The 17,125-nt window shown below is 57.7% G+C and carries 13 protein-coding genes; 4 read left to right on the plus strand and 9 right to left on the minus strand.

Annotation, left to right across the window (positions count from 1 at the left end):
• Positions 1-51: 51 nt before the first annotated feature.
• Positions 52-855, plus strand: coding sequence for an inositol-1-monophosphatase (gene suhB, locus ACVCAM_RS16115; RefSeq protein WP_003860668.1), 804 nt, complete (start codon positions 52-54; stop codon positions 853-855).
• Between the two features lie 59 nt (positions 856-914).
• Here suhB and ACVCAM_RS16120 read toward each other — a convergent pair whose 3' ends face one another.
• On the minus strand, positions 915-1,895 hold the full coding sequence (locus ACVCAM_RS16120) for a nickel/cobalt transporter (protein WP_320751692.1): 981 nt from the start codon (positions 1,893-1,895) through the stop codon (positions 915-917).
• The gene (locus ACVCAM_RS16125) at positions 1,886-2,524 is read right to left on the minus strand and encodes a DUF1007 family protein (RefSeq protein WP_320751693.1); all 639 of its coding nucleotides are present in this window, start codon (positions 2,522-2,524) and stop codon (positions 1,886-1,888) included. Before ACVCAM_RS16125 ends, ACVCAM_RS16120 begins: the two co-directional genes overlap by 10 nt.
• Positions 2,525-2,649: 125 nt before the next feature.
• Here ACVCAM_RS16125 and csiE point away from each other — a divergent pair, with 125 nt between their 5' ends.
• Complete coding sequence (csiE, locus tag ACVCAM_RS16130) at positions 2,650-3,927, plus strand: stationary phase inducible protein CsiE (RefSeq protein ID WP_320751694.1); 1,278 nt, start codon at positions 2,650-2,652, stop codon at positions 3,925-3,927.
• Here csiE and ACVCAM_RS16135 read toward each other — a convergent pair.
• On the minus strand, positions 3,922-5,067 hold the full coding sequence (locus ACVCAM_RS16135) for a 3-phenylpropionate MFS transporter (RefSeq protein WP_039266861.1): 1,146 nt from the start codon (positions 5,065-5,067) through the stop codon (positions 3,922-3,924). The genes csiE and ACVCAM_RS16135 overlap by 6 nt on opposite strands.
• 173 nt (positions 5,068-5,240) lie before the next feature.
• Here ACVCAM_RS16135 and ACVCAM_RS16140 point away from each other — a divergent pair, with 173 nt between their 5' ends.
• Complete coding sequence (locus ACVCAM_RS16140) at positions 5,241-5,663, plus strand: DoxX family protein (RefSeq protein WP_008502164.1); 423 nt, start codon at positions 5,241-5,243, stop codon at positions 5,661-5,663.
• Positions 5,664-5,717: 54 nt separating this feature from the next.
• Here ACVCAM_RS16140 and glyA read toward each other — a convergent pair whose 3' ends face one another.
• Positions 5,718-6,971, minus strand: coding sequence for a serine hydroxymethyltransferase (glyA, locus tag ACVCAM_RS16145; protein WP_008502165.1), 1,254 nt, complete (start codon positions 6,969-6,971; stop codon positions 5,718-5,720).
• A gap of 304 nt (positions 6,972-7,275) precedes the next feature.
• Between glyA and hmpA the strand changes: the two genes are divergently transcribed.
• Positions 7,276-8,466 carry an NO-inducible flavohemoprotein gene (hmpA, locus tag ACVCAM_RS16150; protein ID WP_248244655.1) on the plus strand — a complete coding sequence of 397 codons (1,191 nt, stop codon included), beginning with the start codon at positions 7,276-7,278 and terminating at the stop codon, positions 8,464-8,466.
• A 73-nt stretch (positions 8,467-8,539) separates the two neighbouring features.
• Here the strand turns inward: hmpA and glnB are convergent, their stop codons facing one another.
• The 5 genes from glnB to purL all read right to left on the minus strand — a co-directional run bounded on the left by glnB (position 8,540) and on the right by purL (position 16,869).
• The gene (glnB, locus tag ACVCAM_RS16155) at positions 8,540-8,878 is read right to left on the minus strand and encodes a nitrogen regulatory protein P-II (RefSeq protein WP_003860685.1); all 339 of its coding nucleotides are present in this window, start codon (positions 8,876-8,878) and stop codon (positions 8,540-8,542) included.
• Between the two features lie 80 nt (positions 8,879-8,958).
• Entirely contained in the window at positions 8,959-10,296 is a 1,338-nt protein-coding gene (gene glrR, locus ACVCAM_RS16160; protein ID WP_021241871.1) for a two-component system response regulator GlrR, read from the minus strand.
• The gene (gene qseG / locus ACVCAM_RS16165; protein ID WP_025912830.1) at positions 10,283-11,020 is read right to left on the minus strand and encodes a two-component system QseEF-associated lipoprotein QseG; all 738 of its coding nucleotides are present in this window, start codon (positions 11,018-11,020) and stop codon (positions 10,283-10,285) included. Before qseG ends, glrR begins: the two co-directional genes overlap by 14 nt.
• A gap of 1 nt (position 11,021) precedes the next feature.
• On the minus strand, positions 11,022-12,449 hold the full coding sequence (gene qseE, locus ACVCAM_RS16170; protein WP_025912831.1) for a two component system sensor histidine kinase QseE/GlrK: 1,428 nt from the start codon (positions 12,447-12,449) through the stop codon (positions 11,022-11,024).
• Positions 12,450-12,981: 532 nt separating this feature from the next.
• Complete coding sequence (purL, locus tag ACVCAM_RS16175) at positions 12,982-16,869, minus strand: phosphoribosylformylglycinamidine synthase (protein ID WP_025912832.1); 3,888 nt, start codon at positions 16,867-16,869, stop codon at positions 12,982-12,984.
• Positions 16,870-17,125 lie beyond the last annotated feature (256 nt).

The raw sequence follows: 17,125 nt of genomic DNA on the forward strand, positions 1-17,125 counted from the left end.
CTATACTCTGCGCCGATTTTCCTGTTCTTTAACATCCAGTGAGAGAGACCGATGCATCCGATGCTGACCATCGCCGTGCGCGCAGCGCGCAAGGCGGGTAATGTAATTGCCAAACACTACGAAACGCCAGACTCCGTAGAAACCAGCCAGAAAGGCAGCAATGATTTCGTGACGAACGTCGATAAAGCCGCAGAAGCGATTATTATCGAAACGATCCGCAAATCTTACCCACAGCACACCATCATCACCGAAGAAAGCGGTGAACATGAAGGTACCGATCAGGATGTTCAATGGGTTATCGATCCACTGGATGGCACCACCAACTTCGTCAAACGCCTGCCACACTTCTCTGTGTCTATCGCCGTACGCATTAAAGGCCGTACTGAAGTCGCCGTTGTGTACGATCCAATGCGTAACGAACTGTTCACCGCGACCCGCGGTCAGGGCGCACAGCTGAACGGCTACCGTCTGCGCTGCAGCAACGCACGCGATCTGGACGGCACCATCCTGGCGACCGGTTTCCCGTTCAAGGCGAAACAGCACGCGACCACCTATATGAATATCCTCGGCAAACTGTTCACCGAATGCGCGGACTTCCGTCGCACCGGTTCTGCTGCGCTGGATCTGGCCTACGTTGCCACCGGCCGCGTTGACGGTTACTTCGAACTCTCACTGAAGCCATGGGATTTTGCAGCGGGCGAGCTGATCGCGCGTGAAGCAGGCGCCATTGTGTGTGACTTCACCGGCGGCCATAACTATATGTCTACCGGCAACATTGTTGCGGGTAACCCACGCGTTGTTAAAGCCATGCTGGCCAACATGCGTGATGAACTGAGCGATGCGCTGAAGCGTTAATCCAGTTTGTTAAGCCCGGTGGCGCTACGCTTACCGGGCCTACAAAATCCCTCAGTACGCTAGAAAGGCCGCAATCCCCTTCCCACCGGCACCGCGCTCATCCACATCGTCACCGCCGCCACCAGCAGAATCACTCCCCCCGCCAGCGCAAGCGTTGTCCACCCTATCTGTCGCCACAGCACCGGCGTTTTACTGCCGCTGAGTTTGACCGCCAGCTGACGGAAGCTGTGAACCAGCAGCGCTAAAGACGAAATGGTGAGAGAGGTTCCTGCCGCCATCGCCAGCGCCGAGAGCATTCCCCAGCCAAAGACACCTATTATCTTACTGAACAGCAGCACCATAATGGCACCCGAGCACGGGCGCATCCCCATCGAGAGAATAATCATCAGCCGGGCGCGCCAGTCGTCGCCGTTCTGTAATTGTTCCTGCGTGGGCAGATGCTGATGACCGCAGCCGCAGTGTTCATCATGAACGTGGTGCGGCGTAAAGGATTTGAACGTGGGCTTTTTCAGCAGCGCGCACAGTTTTTTCAGCGCCCGCCAGCAGAGGATCAGCCCCAGCACGCCCACCAGCGCATAGCTGCCCTTCTCCAGCCAGAAGCTGCTCATGTGGAGCTGGCGCGCCGGAAGCTGTAACAGAGAAAGCACAACAACAACCAGCGCAATCGCCACGCCGCCCTGAAGCAGCGAAGAGGCCAGCGTCAGGCCGATGCTCGATTTCAGCTTAGACGGATGGGTGGCAAGCCAGGTGGTGATGACGATTTTGCCGTGCCCCGGCCCCAGCGCGTGCAGAACGCCATAGACAAAACTGAACGCCAGCAGGGAGCCGCCCGCTTTGGCCGGGTTCTCGGCCACCGCCTTCAGCAGTCCGCTCATCTGCTGGTTGACCTCACGCTGCCAGATAATGCTTTTCATCATCACCTGCGGCCAGGCCTGCCACAGCCAGAGCGAACCGCCGAAGGCAAACAGTAAAAAGAGCGCCAGCGGCCAGAGGTGCAACCAGCGGCGCGGTTTTCGTACCGGAGAGGAGATCACTGACATTGTAACGTTACCTTCTGTGCGAACTGTTTACCCAGTTCCATGTCCTCAGGCGGGGCATCTGCTTTATCCAGCGAGATCGCAAAGTTCAGCGTCTCTTCGCTGGGTTTCGGGGTGTGCACGCCAATTTTACAGCTTTTTTGCAGCGCGTCCGGCAGCCGTACGTCGCTGTCGTTGTCATAGCGCATGTCGACATAGTAGGTAGGGTCAAAAGTGGAAAAGCGGTACGTTTGCCCGGCCAGCGGCTGAGGATGCGCCAGCGGAAGCACGAACGTCAGCACCGCCTGATGCCCGTCACGCGTCATCCCGTATTCCGTTGGACGGTTCTGAAATTTGACCTTTTGGCCGTTATGCCAGAATTCGGTGAAGTAGTGCTGGCCGAGCACGTTGGCCATTACTTCCGCCGCCAGCTTTTTCCAGATGTCGTCGCCGGGCTTCGCGTTTCCCGCATCATAGAGCAGGTCAGCCGAGGTGATTTCATCCATCGTCCAGCGCATTTTCAGGCCGCTCAGCTGCGTGCCGTCGGTGACCAGCTCGGTCTGGAGGCCAATAAAACTGTGAGGGTGTGCGCTGGCGGTGAAGGTGATAACCGCCAAAAATAACGCCATCGCACTTTGTTTAACTGTTTGCATCAATTCCTCACGTCAAAAATTCTGTGATGTTCCCCTGCAATCCTGAGTGAAAGGCCTGCCGGCGCGCTTTTCAGCGCTCATCCTTTAGCTATTCTTATCAAACATTCACACTGGATACCCGACAGATGATGACGACGCTTGAAATTCCATCTGTGCTTTCCAGTTCGCAGCGCCGCTGCCAGGTGCTTTTGATGCTTTACCTGCCCGATGCTGCCGTCACCGCACAGAGCATAATCGCTGCCAACGGCGTGGACGACGCGATGGCACGGCAAGATATAGCCGAGACGCGCGATGAAATCCAGCGCTATCACCGGCTGGATATCGTCACGCACCACGACGGCTGCTACCGGATTGAAGGCACAGTCCTGAATCAGCGTTTATGCCTGCTGCACTGGCTGCGCCGGGCGCTGCGGCTTTGTCCGCAGTTTGTCTCGCACCAGTTTACCCCCGCATTAAAAACCGCGCTTAAACAACTCGGCATCGCGCGCCCGCTTTACGACGATGCGAACCTGCGGGCGCTGATCGGCTTCTGCTCACGCAAGCTGCAGCGCCAGTTTGAATGCCGCGATGTGCAGTTTTTACAGCTCTATCTGCAATATTGTCTTATTCAGCACCAGCTCGGGAATACGCCGCAGTTTTCGCATGCCCAGCGCAGCTGGACCCAGTCGCGGGGAGAGTATTTTACGGCGCAGGAGATTGTCCGCCACTGGAAGCGGCGCGTGCCGCAGGGCGCGCACGTGGATGAACAGCTGTTTCTGGCGCTGCTGTTTATGATGCTCCGCACGCCCGATCCGGTGCTCGATAAGCACCAGCAGGATCAGCGTCTACGCCGGGCCATCGTGCGCATGGTGGCCCGTTTTCGCTCGCAGACCGGAATGAACTTCAGCGATGAGCAGGGGCTGACCGATCAGCTGTATATCCATCTGGCTCAGGCGCTGGACCGTTCGCTGTTTGAGATCGGCATCGACAACAGCCTGCCGGAGGAGATCCATCGCCTTTATCCCCGGCTGTTACGCACCACGAAAGAGGCGCTGTTTGAGCTGGAGGCAGAATTCGGGCTGCGTTTTTCCGACGAAGAGATGAGCCTGGTGGCGGTAATTTTCGGTGCCTGGCTGATGCAGGAGACCGATCTGCATGAAAAACAGGTGATCCTGCTGACGGGAGACGATAAAGCCAGTGAGGAACAGATCGAACAGCAGCTTCGCGAGCTGACGCTGCTGCCGCTCAACATTCGCTACCTGACGCTGCAGGCTTTTCAGAAAGAGGGAGCGCCGCGCGAAGCCGCGCTGGTTATCACCCCCTACCCTACGGCCCTGCCGCTGTTCTCGCCGCCGCTGATCCATGCCGTTGAGACACTGAACGCGCAGCAGCAAGAACATATTCGCGCCATGCTGGAATCATAGCGACGCGCGGGCGGCCACTTTAGGTCGAACAACAATGGCGGGCAAGGCGACGAGCGCCATCACCCAGAAGACGCCGTGCCCCAGGTGCTGGTAAAGGAACCCCGCAAAGACCGTCATGATCGCAATACTGCCCCCCATTGCCACTGCCGAATAGACGGCCTGCAGGCGAATCACGTCCCCGCCCTCGCGCGCTGCGATATAGCGCATGGCCGCCAGATGGCACACGGTAAAGGTGCCGCAGTGAAGAATTTGCGCCACAATCAGCCACGGCAGATCGGTCGTCCAGCCCATAATCCCCCAGCGCGCCACGCCGCACACGGCGGAAAGCAGCAGCAGGTCACGAGCGCCAAAGCGGCGGAACAGTTTTTTGCTCAGGGCAAAGATAATGACTTCGGCCACCACGCCCAGCGACCACAGATAGCCCACGGCGGAAGCGGAATATCCCGCCCCCTGCCAGTAGATGGCGCTGAAACCATAGTACGCCGCATGTGCCCCCTGAAGGAGGCACACGCACGCCAGAAAACGCCAGCTCTGTGCGACCAGGCTCTGCCATGCGGGCCAGCCCGCGCTCTCCTGATGGCGACTTTCCCCCTGCGGCATCACCGACGGTCGCAGAAGCATGCCCAGCAGCATCGAGGCAATACCGATACTCAGCAGGGCAAGAATGGCGCGGTAATCGTAGAGGCTGACCAGTTTCCCCACCAGCGCCGAGCCAATCACAAAGGCGATAGAACCCCACAGGCGCACGCGACCGTAGTCCATGGTGATCTGCTTTTGCCAGGTGTTCGCCAGGGCATCCGTCAGCGGCACCAGCGGTGAGAAGAACAGGTTAAAGCCGACCATCACCACCATCAGCCAGGCAAACTGGTGGCTGACCCAGAAGCAGGCCACAAAGACCAGGGTCAGCAGAGCCAGAATGCGTACGGCCTTGATCAGTAAGGAGGGATCGCTGACGCGCGGGGCGATCAGCAGGCTGCCGAGGAAACGCGCCACCAGCCCGGCCCCCAGCAGGACGCCGATGGTCTCAGGCGTCAGGCCGATCCCCTTAAGCCAGACGCTCCAGAAAGGCAGAAAAATGCCGTAGCTAAAGAAATAGGTGAAATAACTGAGCGCCAGCCAGCGCGTGGAATGCAAGACCATGAATCCCTCCCGAAATCGAGGCCATAGTCTGGCGAGAATATAAAAATTAAGCAAGTAGATAGCCTGCTATAAATTAACGAAAAATTAACATCTTGTGCAGTCGTCTGGCTTATGGCAGGGAATGAAAATGTGTATTACGTTTAAATTACTCCACTTGCAGAGGTATTTCTGCCATGAACTCACTACGTTATCTCGATTTTGGTCAGTCGCGTCATCTGCTGCTGCTCATTGGCCGCATCGCGCTTGTCGTGCTGTTTATTATCTTTGGTTACCCGAAACTGACGGGGTTTAGCGGTACCGTACAGTATATGACCTCGCTGGGTACGCCGATGCCCATGCTGGCGGCCATTATTGCGGTGGTGATGGAAGTGCCTGCTGCGATCCTGATCGTACTGGGCTTTTTCACCCGTCCTCTCGCGGTACTGTTTGTGTTCTACACCCTCGGAACGGCGGTGATTGGGCATCACTACTGGGATATGACCGGTGATGCAGTCGTACCGAATATGATTAACTTCTACAAAAACGTCAGTATTGCTGGCGCCTTTATTTTGCTGGCGATTGTGGGACCTGGCGCCATCTCCCTGGACCGGCGTTAAGCCATAAAAAAAGGCCGCAAGCGCGGCCTTTTTTATTTCTGCAGGGCAGAGGAATTATGCGTAGACCGGGAAGCGCGCGCAGATATCCAGAACTTTACCTTTGACGCGCTCGATAACCGCTTCGTCATTGATGTTGTCCAGAACGTCACACATCCAGCCAGCCAGTTCTTTCACTTCCGCTTCTTTGAAGCCGCGGCGAGTCACGGCCGGAGAACCGATACGGATACCGGAGGTCACGAACGGGCTCTTCGGATCGTTTGGCACGCTGTTTTTGTTCACGGTGATGTTGGCGCGGCCCAGGGCAGCGTCAGCTTCTTTACCGGTCAGGTTCTTATCAACCAGATCCAGCAGGAACAGGTGGTTTTCAGTCCCACCGGATACCACTTTGTAGCCACGGTTCAGGAACACTTCCACCATCGCTTTGGCGTTCTTAGCAACCTGCTGCTGGTAAACCTTGAACTCTGGCTCCATCGCTTCTTTCAGCGCGACCGCTTTTGCCGCGATAACGTGCATCAGCGGGCCGCCCTGCGCGCTTGGGAACACCGCGGAGTTCAGTTTTTTGTACAGCTCTTCGTCACCGCCCTTCGCCAGGATCAGGCCACCGCGTGGACCCGCCAGGGTTTTGTGGGTAGTGGTGGTCACAACGTGAGCGTGTGGAACCGGGTTAGGGTAAACGCCTGCGGCAATCAGGCCCGCTACGTGCGCCATGTCAACGAACAGGTAAGCACCGATGCTGTCTGCGATTTCGCGCATTTTTGCCCAGTCAACGATACCGGAGTAAGCAGAGAAGCCACCGATGATCATCTTCGGCTTGTGCTCTTTAGCCTGCTTCGCCATGTCTTCGTAGTCAATTTTACCGGACTCATCAATACCGTAAGGGATGATGTTGTACAGTTTGCCGGAGAAGTTAACCGGGGAGCCGTGAGTCAGGTGGCCGCCCTGCGCCAGGTTCATACCCAGAACGGTATCGCCCGGCTGCAGCAGCGCGGTGTAGACCGCGAAGTTAGCCTGAGAGCCAGAGTGCGGCTGGACGTTTGCATAGTCAGCGCCAAAAAGTTCTTTCGCACGATCGATAGCCAGCTGCTCAACGATATCAACGTACTCGCAACCGCCGTAATAGCGTTTGCCCGGGTAACCTTCAGCGTATTTGTTGGTCAGCTGAGACCCCTGCGCCTGCATCACGCGCGGGCTGGTGTAGTTTTCGGAGGCGATCAGTTCGATGTGCTCTTCCTGACGTACTTTTTCCTGCTCCATAGCCTGCCACAGTTCGGCATCATAATCGGCAATGTTCATTTCACGCTTTAACATCCGCATCTCCTGACTCAGCTAACAAGTAAATTTTGGCCTGAAAAGGCAGTCCTGTTGGACGACGGGCAACAGTATAACTGATTAGTTCTGTGATAACAGGTCTTGACAAACGATTTTACGCAAACGTTTTCCTACCCGCCACGCAAGGGTTTGAGGAATAAAGCGCTCGCCCTTTCCAGCGGATTTCTTTTCAGGTTTGTGATGCATATTTTTCATCTTGCAAAGAACCATTTACAACGCAGGGGTATTTTTTATAAGATGCATTTAAAATACATCATTAAAGTAACATCAGAAGGACGCGCTCATGCTCGACGCTCAAACCATCGCTACCGTAAAAGCCACTATTCCCCTGCTGGTGGAAACCGGCCCTAAACTCACCGCCCATTTCTACGATCGCATGTTCACGCACAACCCGGAGCTCAAAGAGATTTTCAACATGAGCAACCAGCGTAACGGCGATCAGCGTGAAGCGCTGTTCAACGCCATCGCGGCTTACGCCAGCAATATTGAAAACCTGGCTGCGCTGCTGCCCGCGGTGGAAAAAATCGCGCAGAAACATACCAGCTTCCAGATCCAACCCGAGCAGTACAACATCGTCGGCACTCACCTGCTGGCGACGCTGGACGAAATGTTCAGCCCGGGTCAGGAGGTGCTGGACGCGTGGGGTAAAGCCTACGGGGTGCTGGCAAACGTGTTTATCAACCGTGAAGCACAGATTTACAGCGAAAACGCCAGCAAGAACGGCGGCTGGGAAGGCACCCGCGCGTTCCGCATCGTTAAGAAAACCCCGCGCAGCGCGTTAATCACCAGCTTCGAGTTTGAGCCGGTGGACGGTAAACCGGTGGCCGATTACCAGCCAGGACAGTATCTGGGCGTGTGGCTGAAGCCTGAAGGTTTCCCGCATCAGGAGATCCGCCAGTATTCTCTTACCCGCAAGCCAAACGGCAAAGCCTACCGCATTGCGGTGAAGCGTGAGGACGGCGGTCAGGTTTCCAGCTGGCTGCACAACGAAGCTAACGTGGGCGACGTGGTCCATCTGGCCGCGCCAGCGGGCGACTTCTTCATGGCCGTTGAAGCGAATACCCCGGTGACGCTGATCTCTGCGGGTGTCGGCCAGACGCCAATGCTGGCGATGCTCGATACGCTGGCAAAATCACACCACGGTGCGCAGGTTAACTGGTTCCATGCCGCCGAAAACGGCGACGTGCACGCCTTTGCGGATGAGGTGAAAACGCTCGGAGCCTCCCTGCCGCGTTTCACCGCGCATACCTGGTATCGTCTGCCGACGGAAGCGGATCGCGCTGCCGCGCAATTTGACAGCGAAGGGTTGATGGATTTAAGCCAGCATGAAGGTGCGTTCAGCGCACCGGAGATGCAGTTCTACGTCTGTGGACCGGTGGCGTTTATGCAGTATGCCGCGAAGCAGCTGGTTGAGCTGGGCGTGAACAAAGACAACATTCATTACGAATGTTTCGGGCCGCATAAGGTGCTGTAATGCAAAAAGCCCCTCGTTCGAGGGGCTTTTTTTCGTAGGGTGGCGGCTGCGCCTTACCCGGCCTGGAAAATGTTTAAATCGCGGCGTCGTCTTCTTCGCCGGTACGGATACGGATCACGCGCGCCACGTCAAAGACGAAGATTTTACCATCGCCAATCTTGCCGGTCTGCGCCGTGCGGATAATGGTGTCCACACAGGTATCGACGATATCGTCGCTGACCACGATTTCAATTTTCACTTTCGGCAGAAAGTCCACCATGTACTCTGCGCCACGGTATAGCTCGGTGTGGCCTTTCTGACGACCAAAACCTTTCACTTCCGTCACGGTCATCCCGGTGATGCCGACTTCCGCCAGCGCTTCACGCACATCATCCAGTTTGAAAGGTTTAATAATCGCATCAATCTTTTTCATGGTGGGTCCTTAAACTCTTGCCTGTAAGCTGCCTCGTAATCGATTGCCCACAGTACCATATTCAGGCAAATTTTGCGGTACTACTCTTTAAAATCGTTTGCTTCGAGCTCGTGGCGCGAGAGCAGCTTGTAAAACTCGGTGCGGTTGCGTCCGGCCATCCGCGCCGCGTGGGTCACGTTGCCTTTGGTGATCTGCAATAGCTTGCGCAGATAGTTCAGCTCGAACTGGTTACGCGCTTCGGCAAACGTCGGCAAGGCCGTGTTTTCCCCTTCCAGTGCCTGCTCCACCAGCGCGTCGCTGATGACCGGTGAGGAGGTCAGCGCCACGCACTGCTCAATCACGTTGACCAGCTGACGGACGTTACCCGGCCAGCTTGCGGCCATCAGCCGCTTCATCGCATCGGTGGAAAACGCGCGCACGAACGGTTTATGGCGATCGGCCGCCTGGCGCAAAAGATGGTTCGCCAGCAGCGGGATGTCTTCCGCACGTTCGGCCAGCGCCGGGATCTTCAGGTTGACCACGTTCAGGCGGTAGTAGAGATCTTCGCGGAACTCGTTGCGGGCCATCACTTTTGGCAGATCGCGGTGGGTAGCGGAGATAATTCGCACGTTAATATCGATATCGCGGTTGCTGCCCAGCGGGCGCACTTTGCGCTCCTGCAGCACGCGCAGCAGCTTGACCTGCAGCGGCGCGGGCATGTCGCCAATCTCGTCCAGGAACAGCGTGCCGCCTTCCGCCGCCTGGAACAACCCTTCACGGCTGCTTACCGCACCGGTGAATGCGCCGCGGGCATGACCAAACAGTTCGGATTCAAGCAGCTGCTCCGGGAGCGCGCCACAGTTAATCGCAATAAAGGCGTTCTTGCTGCGCGGGCTGGCGTTATGAATTGCCTGCGCGAGGATCTCTTTCCCGGTTCCGCTCTGGCCGTTGATAAGCACGCTGACGTCAGACTGCGCCACCATCCTCGCCTGTTCCAGCAGACGCAGCATCACGGGGCTGCGCGTGACGATAGATTCCCGCCAGGCTTCATCCCCCGCCGGAGCGGCATGTTCCAGCGCGCTGTCGATAGCCTTATACAGTGCGTCTTTGTCCACCGGCTTGGTCAGGAAGCTGAACACCCCCTGCTGCGTCGCGGCAACCGCATCCGGGATCGACCCGTGCGCGGTCAGGATAATCACGGGCATACCCGGCTGCTGCTTCTGGATCTCCGCGAACAGCTGCAGGCCGTCCATTTCATCCATCCGCAGGTCGCTTATCACCAGATCGATTTTCTCGCGGCTGAGAATTTTCAGCCCCTCCAGCCCGCTTTCCGCGGTCACGACGCTGTAGCCCTCACTCACCAGACGCATTCCCAGCAGCTTTAACAGCCCGGGATCGTCATCCACCAGTAAGAGATGGGCTGGTTTACGGCTCGTCATGCTTCACATCCTCTTGTTTCGGCGTATCGCTGTCCGGCGCAGCGGATGAACTCCCCGGCTGATATTTACGCGACGAGAGCTGTCTTTCGATATCGGTCAGGTTCTCCAGCTTGCGCGTCGTGGTATCCAGCTGGGTACGTAAATGTTGCTGCTGTTGACGCAGCGTATCCAGCTCGCTGTCGGTTGACTGTTGCAGCTTGCTGTAGCGGGAGCGCTCTTCAGAAAGCTGAAGCTGTAGCGTCTGCCCCTCGCGCCAGAGCTGGTATACCGGGCGGATCTGTACCGGAAGATTGACGACAAAGGTGTCCAGCCGGGTCACGTTGGCCCGGCGTTCGACGGGAGTGATTTTCGCATCCGCCAGCAAAATCCCACGCTTGAAGGCGTCCTGCCAGGTGTCATCATCCAGCATCGCCGCTTTCGCGCGGGCGTCGACCGGCGCCAGACGCTGCGCGCAATCTATCCCGCGCAGCCAGAACAGCGGGTTACTTTCGACGTCATGGCCTGAGAGGTTCCAGATGTCGTCACAGCGGGTTGAGAGGAAATCAGCCAGCTGGTTATCGGGCCATTTATCTTCTTGTTTATCGCTAATCGCACTTTGCGGCACATGGGAAACACACCCTGCCAGAAATACACAGGGCAGGCTCAGGCGAAGCGTGCTGCGGGAAAACACCGCACGTACGGCGCGGGAAAAGACGTGTGACATACTCACCAGACATAGATTCATTTTATTGATTTTTCCGGCTCAGGGGCAGTTCAATACGGAAGCAAACATCCGAACGTTCGTCCGTGGCGATGTTAAGCTCACCCTGCATGCGTCGTATGCAGTCCCGGGCGATGCTTAAGCCCAGACCACTGCCTTTCACCGCACCTTTCCGCTGATGACTCCCCTGGAAAAAGGGCTCGAAGATCATGGTTTTTTCGTCATCGGGGATCGGGGTGCCGGTGTTAGCGACGTCTATAAACACCCGGGAACCCTTCGTATAGCTTCGGATATAAATGTTACCGGATTCAGTACCATAGTGCACCGCATTGGAATAAAGATTATCCAGCACGCTCATTAGCAGCATGGGTTCAGCAAGACAGGTCGGCGCATTCAGCTCTACACCGGTATGCATCATTTTAGCTCTTGCTGGCAGGCTATGGGCGGAGATCACCATATCCACCAGCGGTTCAATGTCGACGTTTTCCAGTACGACCGCTCCGTCAGCCAGCTTGCGGTTGTAATCCAGCAGCTGCTCAATCAGCTTCTGCAGATTGCGGCTGCTGTTATCCAGGATCTCGACAATTTCTTGCTGTTCGGGCGTAAGCGGCCCAGCCACTTCGTCCGCCAGCAGCTCCGTCCCTTCGCGCATGCTGGCCAGCGGCGTTTTAAGCTCATGGGAGATATGGCGCAGGAACTGATGACGCTGTGATTCAAGCCACGCCAGGCGCTCGGACAGCCAGATAATACGCTGACCGACGGAACGCAATTCGCGGGGACCTTTAAAAGCGACCGTATCCCCGAGCGATTTCCCCTCCCCCAGGCGGTTGATCATCCGCTGGATACCCTTCACCGGGCCGATGATCATGCGGGTAAAGAGCAGCACCAGCCCGAGGCTCACGAGGAACAGCACCAGCGCCTGCCAGCCGAAGAACTGGCCGCGCTCGGCAATCTCCTGCTGAAGCTGCTGGCCGCGAGAGAAAATTACCGTGCGGGTTGACTGCACCATCTCGGTATTGGCGTTGGCGAAGGCTTCCAGGCGCGCGGCGGCGGCAGCATCGGGTCCACTGTTGTGGCACTGCAGCTGCGCAAGATCGTTCAGATCCTGACGTAACGCCTGATACAGCTTGTCGTCAGGCAATACGCCGGCGTGGGCGTCCAGCATTTCGCTGTAGCGCTTGCGCTGACTCTGGTACACCTTTTCCAGCGTGCGATCGTCAAGCACGCAGTACTGACGATAGCTACGCTCCATCTCAAGCGCGGCGTTGGTCATGGCTTCACTGCGTCTGGCGTCAATAAGCGTCGTGCGGTTCGTCAGTGCCGCCTGGGCACTCAACGCGTTCAGGCTTTGCCAGGCCTGCCAGGCAAGGATCAGCAACGGCAGCAGGATCAGCAGGAAGGCCATCATCACGAGCTGTCGCAGGGAACGGGGAAAAACGGGCCAGCGTTTCAACGCATTACTCTCTTAATGGGGATATACGCAGAGCGTAACTGAGTCTGCCCTTTAGATACAACAAAGCCGGGTAAAAACCCGGCTTTGTCATGGAATGAGGCGGTGCCTAACTCGACGTTTCGCCCTGGCCTGATAAAGCATCGCTATGATCAGTAGTTGGACGGCAGGCACCTTTTTGTGCGTCATTCGAAGTTTATGTAGCACGTCCCGAAGGGGCTGACATAAGAAGGTGAATGAGCCACTGGTTAATATTATGCAACACCCATGCCAAAATGCAAAACAAAATATTAACACATTGAAATATATGATTTTTACTCGCTTAACCCGTTCATTATCGGTTGAATGATTTCCAGGCTAAGTGTCGCTGTTCAGCAACACCTTAACGGGAACCTTTTCTACAGTATATAAATCAATAGGTTAAATGTCTCCTTTTGGAGACACCCAAACCAGAGGGTTGTCGCGATTTTGCGACAGAGACAAAAAAGCCCGGTGGCGCTCGCGCCTACCGGGCCTACAGTCAGGATGCTGAAACTTAACCCAGCTGTTTACGGGCGTTGCGGAAGATGCGCATCCACGGGCTGTCCTCGCCCCAGTTTTCCGGGTGCCAGGAGTTGCTCACGGTGCGGAACACGCGTTCCGGATGCGGCATCATGATGGTTGCACGACCGCTTTCGCTGGTTACCGCGGTAATACCGTTCACCGAACCGTTCGGGTTAGCCGGATAGGTTTCTGTCACCTTGCCGAAGTTATCGACAAAGCGCAGCGCCACCAGACCTTTGCTCTCCAGCTGAGCCAGATGCGCAGCATCACGCACCTCTACCTGACCTTCACCGTGGGAAACGGCGATTGGCATCTGTGAACCGACCATACCCTGCAGCAGCAGAGACGGGCTCTGGGTCACTTCCACCAGGCTAAAGCGCGCTTCGAAGCGGTCAGACTGGTTACGCACAAAGCGCGGCCAGGCTTCGCTGCCCGGGATCAGCTCGCGCAGGTTAGACATCATCTGGCAGCCGTTACACACGCCCAGCGCCAGCGTCTGCGGACGGTGGAAGAAGGTTTCGAACTCGTCGCGTACGCGGCTGTTGAACAGAATGGACTTCGCCCAGCCCTCGCCCGCGCCCAGCACGTCGCCGTAGGAGAAGCCGCCGCACGCCACCAGCGCCTGGAAATCTTCCAGACCGGTACGTCCGGCCAGCAGATCGCTCATGTGGACGTCGATAGCGTCAAAGCCCGCGCGGTGGAAGGCAGCCGCCATCTCAACGTGGGAGTTAACGCCCTGCTCGCGCAGCACGGCCACTTTCGGACGCGCGCCGGTCGCAATGTACGGCGCGGCGATGTCTTCGTTGATGTCGAAGGAGAGCTTCACGTTCAGGCCTGGATCCTGATCATTGGCCTTCGCGTTGTGCTCCTGATCGGCACATTCCGGGTTATCACGCAGGCGCTGCATCTGCCAGGTGGTTTCCGCCCACCACATGCGCAGCGTGGTGCGGCTTTCGCTGAACACGGCGTGACCGTCAGCTTCAATGACAAAGCGGTCACCCTGAACGGCTTTACCCAGATAGTGCACGCAGTCAGCCAGGCCATGCTGCGCCAGCAGCGCTTCAACCGCATCGCGATCCGCCGCACGCACCTGAATCACGGCGCCCAGCTCTTCGTTAAACAGCGCCGCCAGGCGGTCTTCGCCAAGCGTGGCAATGTTCGCTTCCACGCCACAGTGGCCGGTGAAGGCCATCTCTGCCAGCGTCACCAGCAGGCCGCCGTCGGAACGGTCGTGGTAGGCCAGCAGCTTACGCTGCGCCACCAGCGCCTGAATCGCGTCGTAGAAGCCTTTCAGCTGGGCCACGTCACGCACGTCGGCTGGCTTATCGCCGAGCTGGCGGTAAACCTGCGCCAGCGCGGTGGCGCCCAGCGCGTTGTGGCCTTTACCCAGGTCAATCAGCAGCAGGGCGTTATCTTCGGTCACCAGCTGCGGCGTAACGGTGTGACGCACGTCTTCCACGCGGGCAAACGCGGTGATCACCAGCGACAGCGGAGAGGTCATCTCGCGCTGCTCGTTGCCTTCCTGCCAGCGGGTTTTCATCGACATGGAGTCTTTGCCCACCGGAATGGTCAGGCCGAGGGCAGGACACAGCTCCTCACCCACCGCCTTCACGGCTTCATACAGGCCCGCGTCTTCGCCTGGGTGACCGGCAGCGGCCATCCAGTTTGCGGAGAGCTTAATACGTTTGATATCGCCAATCTGCGTCGCGGCGATGTTGGTTAGCGCTTCACCGACCGCCAGACGGGCAGAGGCCGCGAAGTCCAGCAGCGCGACCGGGGTGCGTTCACCCAGCGCCATCGCTTCGCCGTAGTAGCTGTCGAGGCTCGCGGTGGTTACGGCGCAGTTCGCCGCCGGGATCTGCCACGGGCCGACCATCTGGTCGCGGGATACCATACCGGTCACGGTACGGTCGCCGATGGTCACCAGGAAGGTTTTCTCTGCCACAGCTGGCAGGTGCAGCACGCGATTAACGGCTTCTGCCACGGTGATGCCCTGGCGATCCAGCGCTTTGCCCGCCGCCTTACGGGTCTGCACGTCGCGGGTCATCTTCGGCGTTTTTCCGAGCAGGACATCGAGCGGCAGATCGATCGGCTGGTTGTCGAAATGGGTGTCGCTCAGAGTCAGGTGCTGCTCTTCGGTCGCTTCACCGATGACGGCATACGGCGCGCGCTCGCGGCGGCACAGCTCGTCAAACAGCGGCAGCTGATCCGCCGCAACGGCCAGCACGTAGCGCTCCTGGGATTCGTTACACCAGATTTCCAGCGGGCTCATGCCCGGCTCATCGCTCAGGATGTCGCGCAGGTTGAAACGACCACCGCGGCCGCCGTCGCTCACCAGCTCCGGCATGGCGTTGGACAGACCGCCCGCGCCCACGTCGTGGATAAAGAGGATCGGGTTAGCATCGCCCAGCTGCCAGCAGCGGTCGATCACTTCCTGACAGCGACGCTCCATCTCCGGGTTGTCACGCTGCACGGACGCGAAGTCGAGATCCGCATCAGACTGGCCGGAGGCCATAGACGAGGCCGCACCGCCGCCCAGACCGATGTTCATTGCCGGGCCGCCGAGCACGATCAGCTTCGCGCCGACGACGATCTCGCCTTTCTGCACGTGATCGGCACGGATGTTGCCGATCCCGCCCGCCAGCATGATCGGTTTGTGGTAGCCGCGCAGCTCTTCGCCGTTGTGGCTGTCCACTTTCTCTTCATAGGTACGGAAGTAACCGTTCAGCGCCGGACGACCAAATTCGTTGTTAAACGCCGCGCCGCCCAGCGGGCCTTCGGTCATGATATCCAGCGCGGTCACAATGCGCTCTGGCTTGCCGAAATCTTCTTCCCACGGCTGTTCAAAGCCCGGGATACGCAGGTTGGAGACGGAGAAACCGACCAGACCCGCTTTTGGTTTTGCACCACGACCGGTCGCCCCTTCGTCACGGATTTCACCGCCGGAGCCGGTCGCCGCACCCGGCCACGGGGAGATCGCCGTCGGGTGGTTGTGGGTTTCCACTTTCATCAGGATATGCGCGGGCTCCTGATGGAAGTCATAGCGCCCTGCTTCGCGATCGGCGAAGAAGCGGCCCACCTCAGAACCTTCCATCACCGCGGCGTTGTCTTTATAGGCAGACAGCACGTGGTCAGGCGTTTGCTCCATGGTGTTTTTGATCATTTTGAACAGCGACTTTGGCTGCTGTTCGCCGTCAATAATCCAGTCGGCATTGAAAATCTTGTGGCGGCAGTGCTCCGAGTTCGCCTGCGCGAACATGTAGAGTTCAATGTCGTTCGGGTTACGGTTGAGCTTAACGAACGCATCCTGCAGATAGTCGATTTCGTCTTCTGCCAGCGCCAGGCCGAGACGCAGGTTGGCGTCAATCAGCGCCTGACGGCCCTGTCCCAGCAGGTCCACGCTCTGTACCGGTGCAGGCTGATGGTGGGAGAAAAGCTTCTGCGCGTCATCAAGAGAGGCAAATACGCTCTCCATCATGCGGTCGTGCAGTTCAGCCGCAACCGCCTGCCACTGCGCGTCGCTCAGGGTAGAGGCTTCCACGTAGTACGCTACGCCGCGCTCCAGACGGTTAATCTGGCTCAGGCCACAGTTGTGGGCGATGTCGGTGGCTTTGGAAGACCAGGGGGAGATGGTGCCCGGACGCGGCGTCGCAAGGATCAGTTTGCCGGTTGGCGTATGGCTGCTGAGGCTTGGGCCATACTTGAGCAGGCGTTCCAGCTGTACGCGCTCCTCTGCATTCAGGGGGGCATTCAGGTCAGCAAAATGGACATACTCAGCGTAAATATTGCTTACCGGAAGGTCGGCCGCCTGAAAACGTGCCAGCAGTTTGGTAATACGGAAGGCAGACAGTGCAGGCGAACCACGCAGAATTTCCATCATAAGTCTCTCGTCTTCGAAGCGCCGGGGCGCTTTCAGTGTGCGCAAGGGGGAAAACGGGCGTCATTATAGAGAATCCTGAGCGCCGACGAAACCGTTTGCGTCGAAATAAAATTGACGAAGAGATTTAACAATAGATGTGACCTGTCTCTCTAATTGGTTGCCAAGTGGCGCAAGTTTACGCAAAATGCCGCTCATTCAATGGCAAACCTTATTGTTAACATGGCTACAGCAGACTGAGGCAACCGGCGTCGCAGAG

This window comes from Enterobacter sp. CFEC122, assembly GCF_052983755.1.

Bases quoted from the DNA above. Each gene is read 5' to 3' on its own strand.
- ACVCAM_RS16140 (WP_008502164.1), top strand. From the start codon at position 5,241: ATGAACTCACTACGTTATCTCGATTTTGGTCAGTCGCGTCATCTGCTG.
- ACVCAM_RS16120 (WP_320751692.1), bottom strand. From the start codon at position 1,895: ATGTCAGTGATCTCCTCTCCGGTACGAAAACCGCGCCGCTGGTTGCAC.
- ACVCAM_RS16125 (WP_320751693.1), bottom strand. From the start codon at position 2,524: ATGCAAACAGTTAAACAAAGTGCGATGGCGTTATTTTTGGCGGTTATC.
- csiE (WP_320751694.1), top strand. From the start codon at position 2,650: ATGATGACGACGCTTGAAATTCCATCTGTGCTTTCCAGTTCGCAGCGC.
- suhB (WP_003860668.1), top strand. From the start codon at position 52: ATGCATCCGATGCTGACCATCGCCGTGCGCGCAGCGCGCAAGGCGGGT.
- ACVCAM_RS16135 (WP_039266861.1), bottom strand. From the start codon at position 5,067: ATGGTCTTGCATTCCACGCGCTGGCTGGCGCTCAGTTATTTCACCTAT.
- purL (WP_025912832.1), bottom strand. From the start codon at position 16,869: ATGATGGAAATTCTGCGTGGTTCGCCTGCACTGTCTGCCTTCCGTATT.
- glyA (WP_008502165.1), bottom strand. From the start codon at position 6,971: ATGTTAAAGCGTGAAATGAACATTGCCGATTATGATGCCGAACTGTGG.
- qseG (WP_025912830.1), bottom strand. From the start codon at position 11,020: ATGAATCTATGTCTGGTGAGTATGTCACACGTCTTTTCCCGCGCCGTA.
- glnB (WP_003860685.1), bottom strand. From the start codon at position 8,878: ATGAAAAAGATTGATGCGATTATTAAACCTTTCAAACTGGATGATGTG.
- hmpA (WP_248244655.1), top strand. From the start codon at position 7,276: ATGCTCGACGCTCAAACCATCGCTACCGTAAAAGCCACTATTCCCCTG.
- glrR (WP_021241871.1), bottom strand. From the start codon at position 10,296: ATGACGAGCCGTAAACCAGCCCATCTCTTACTGGTGGATGACGATCCC.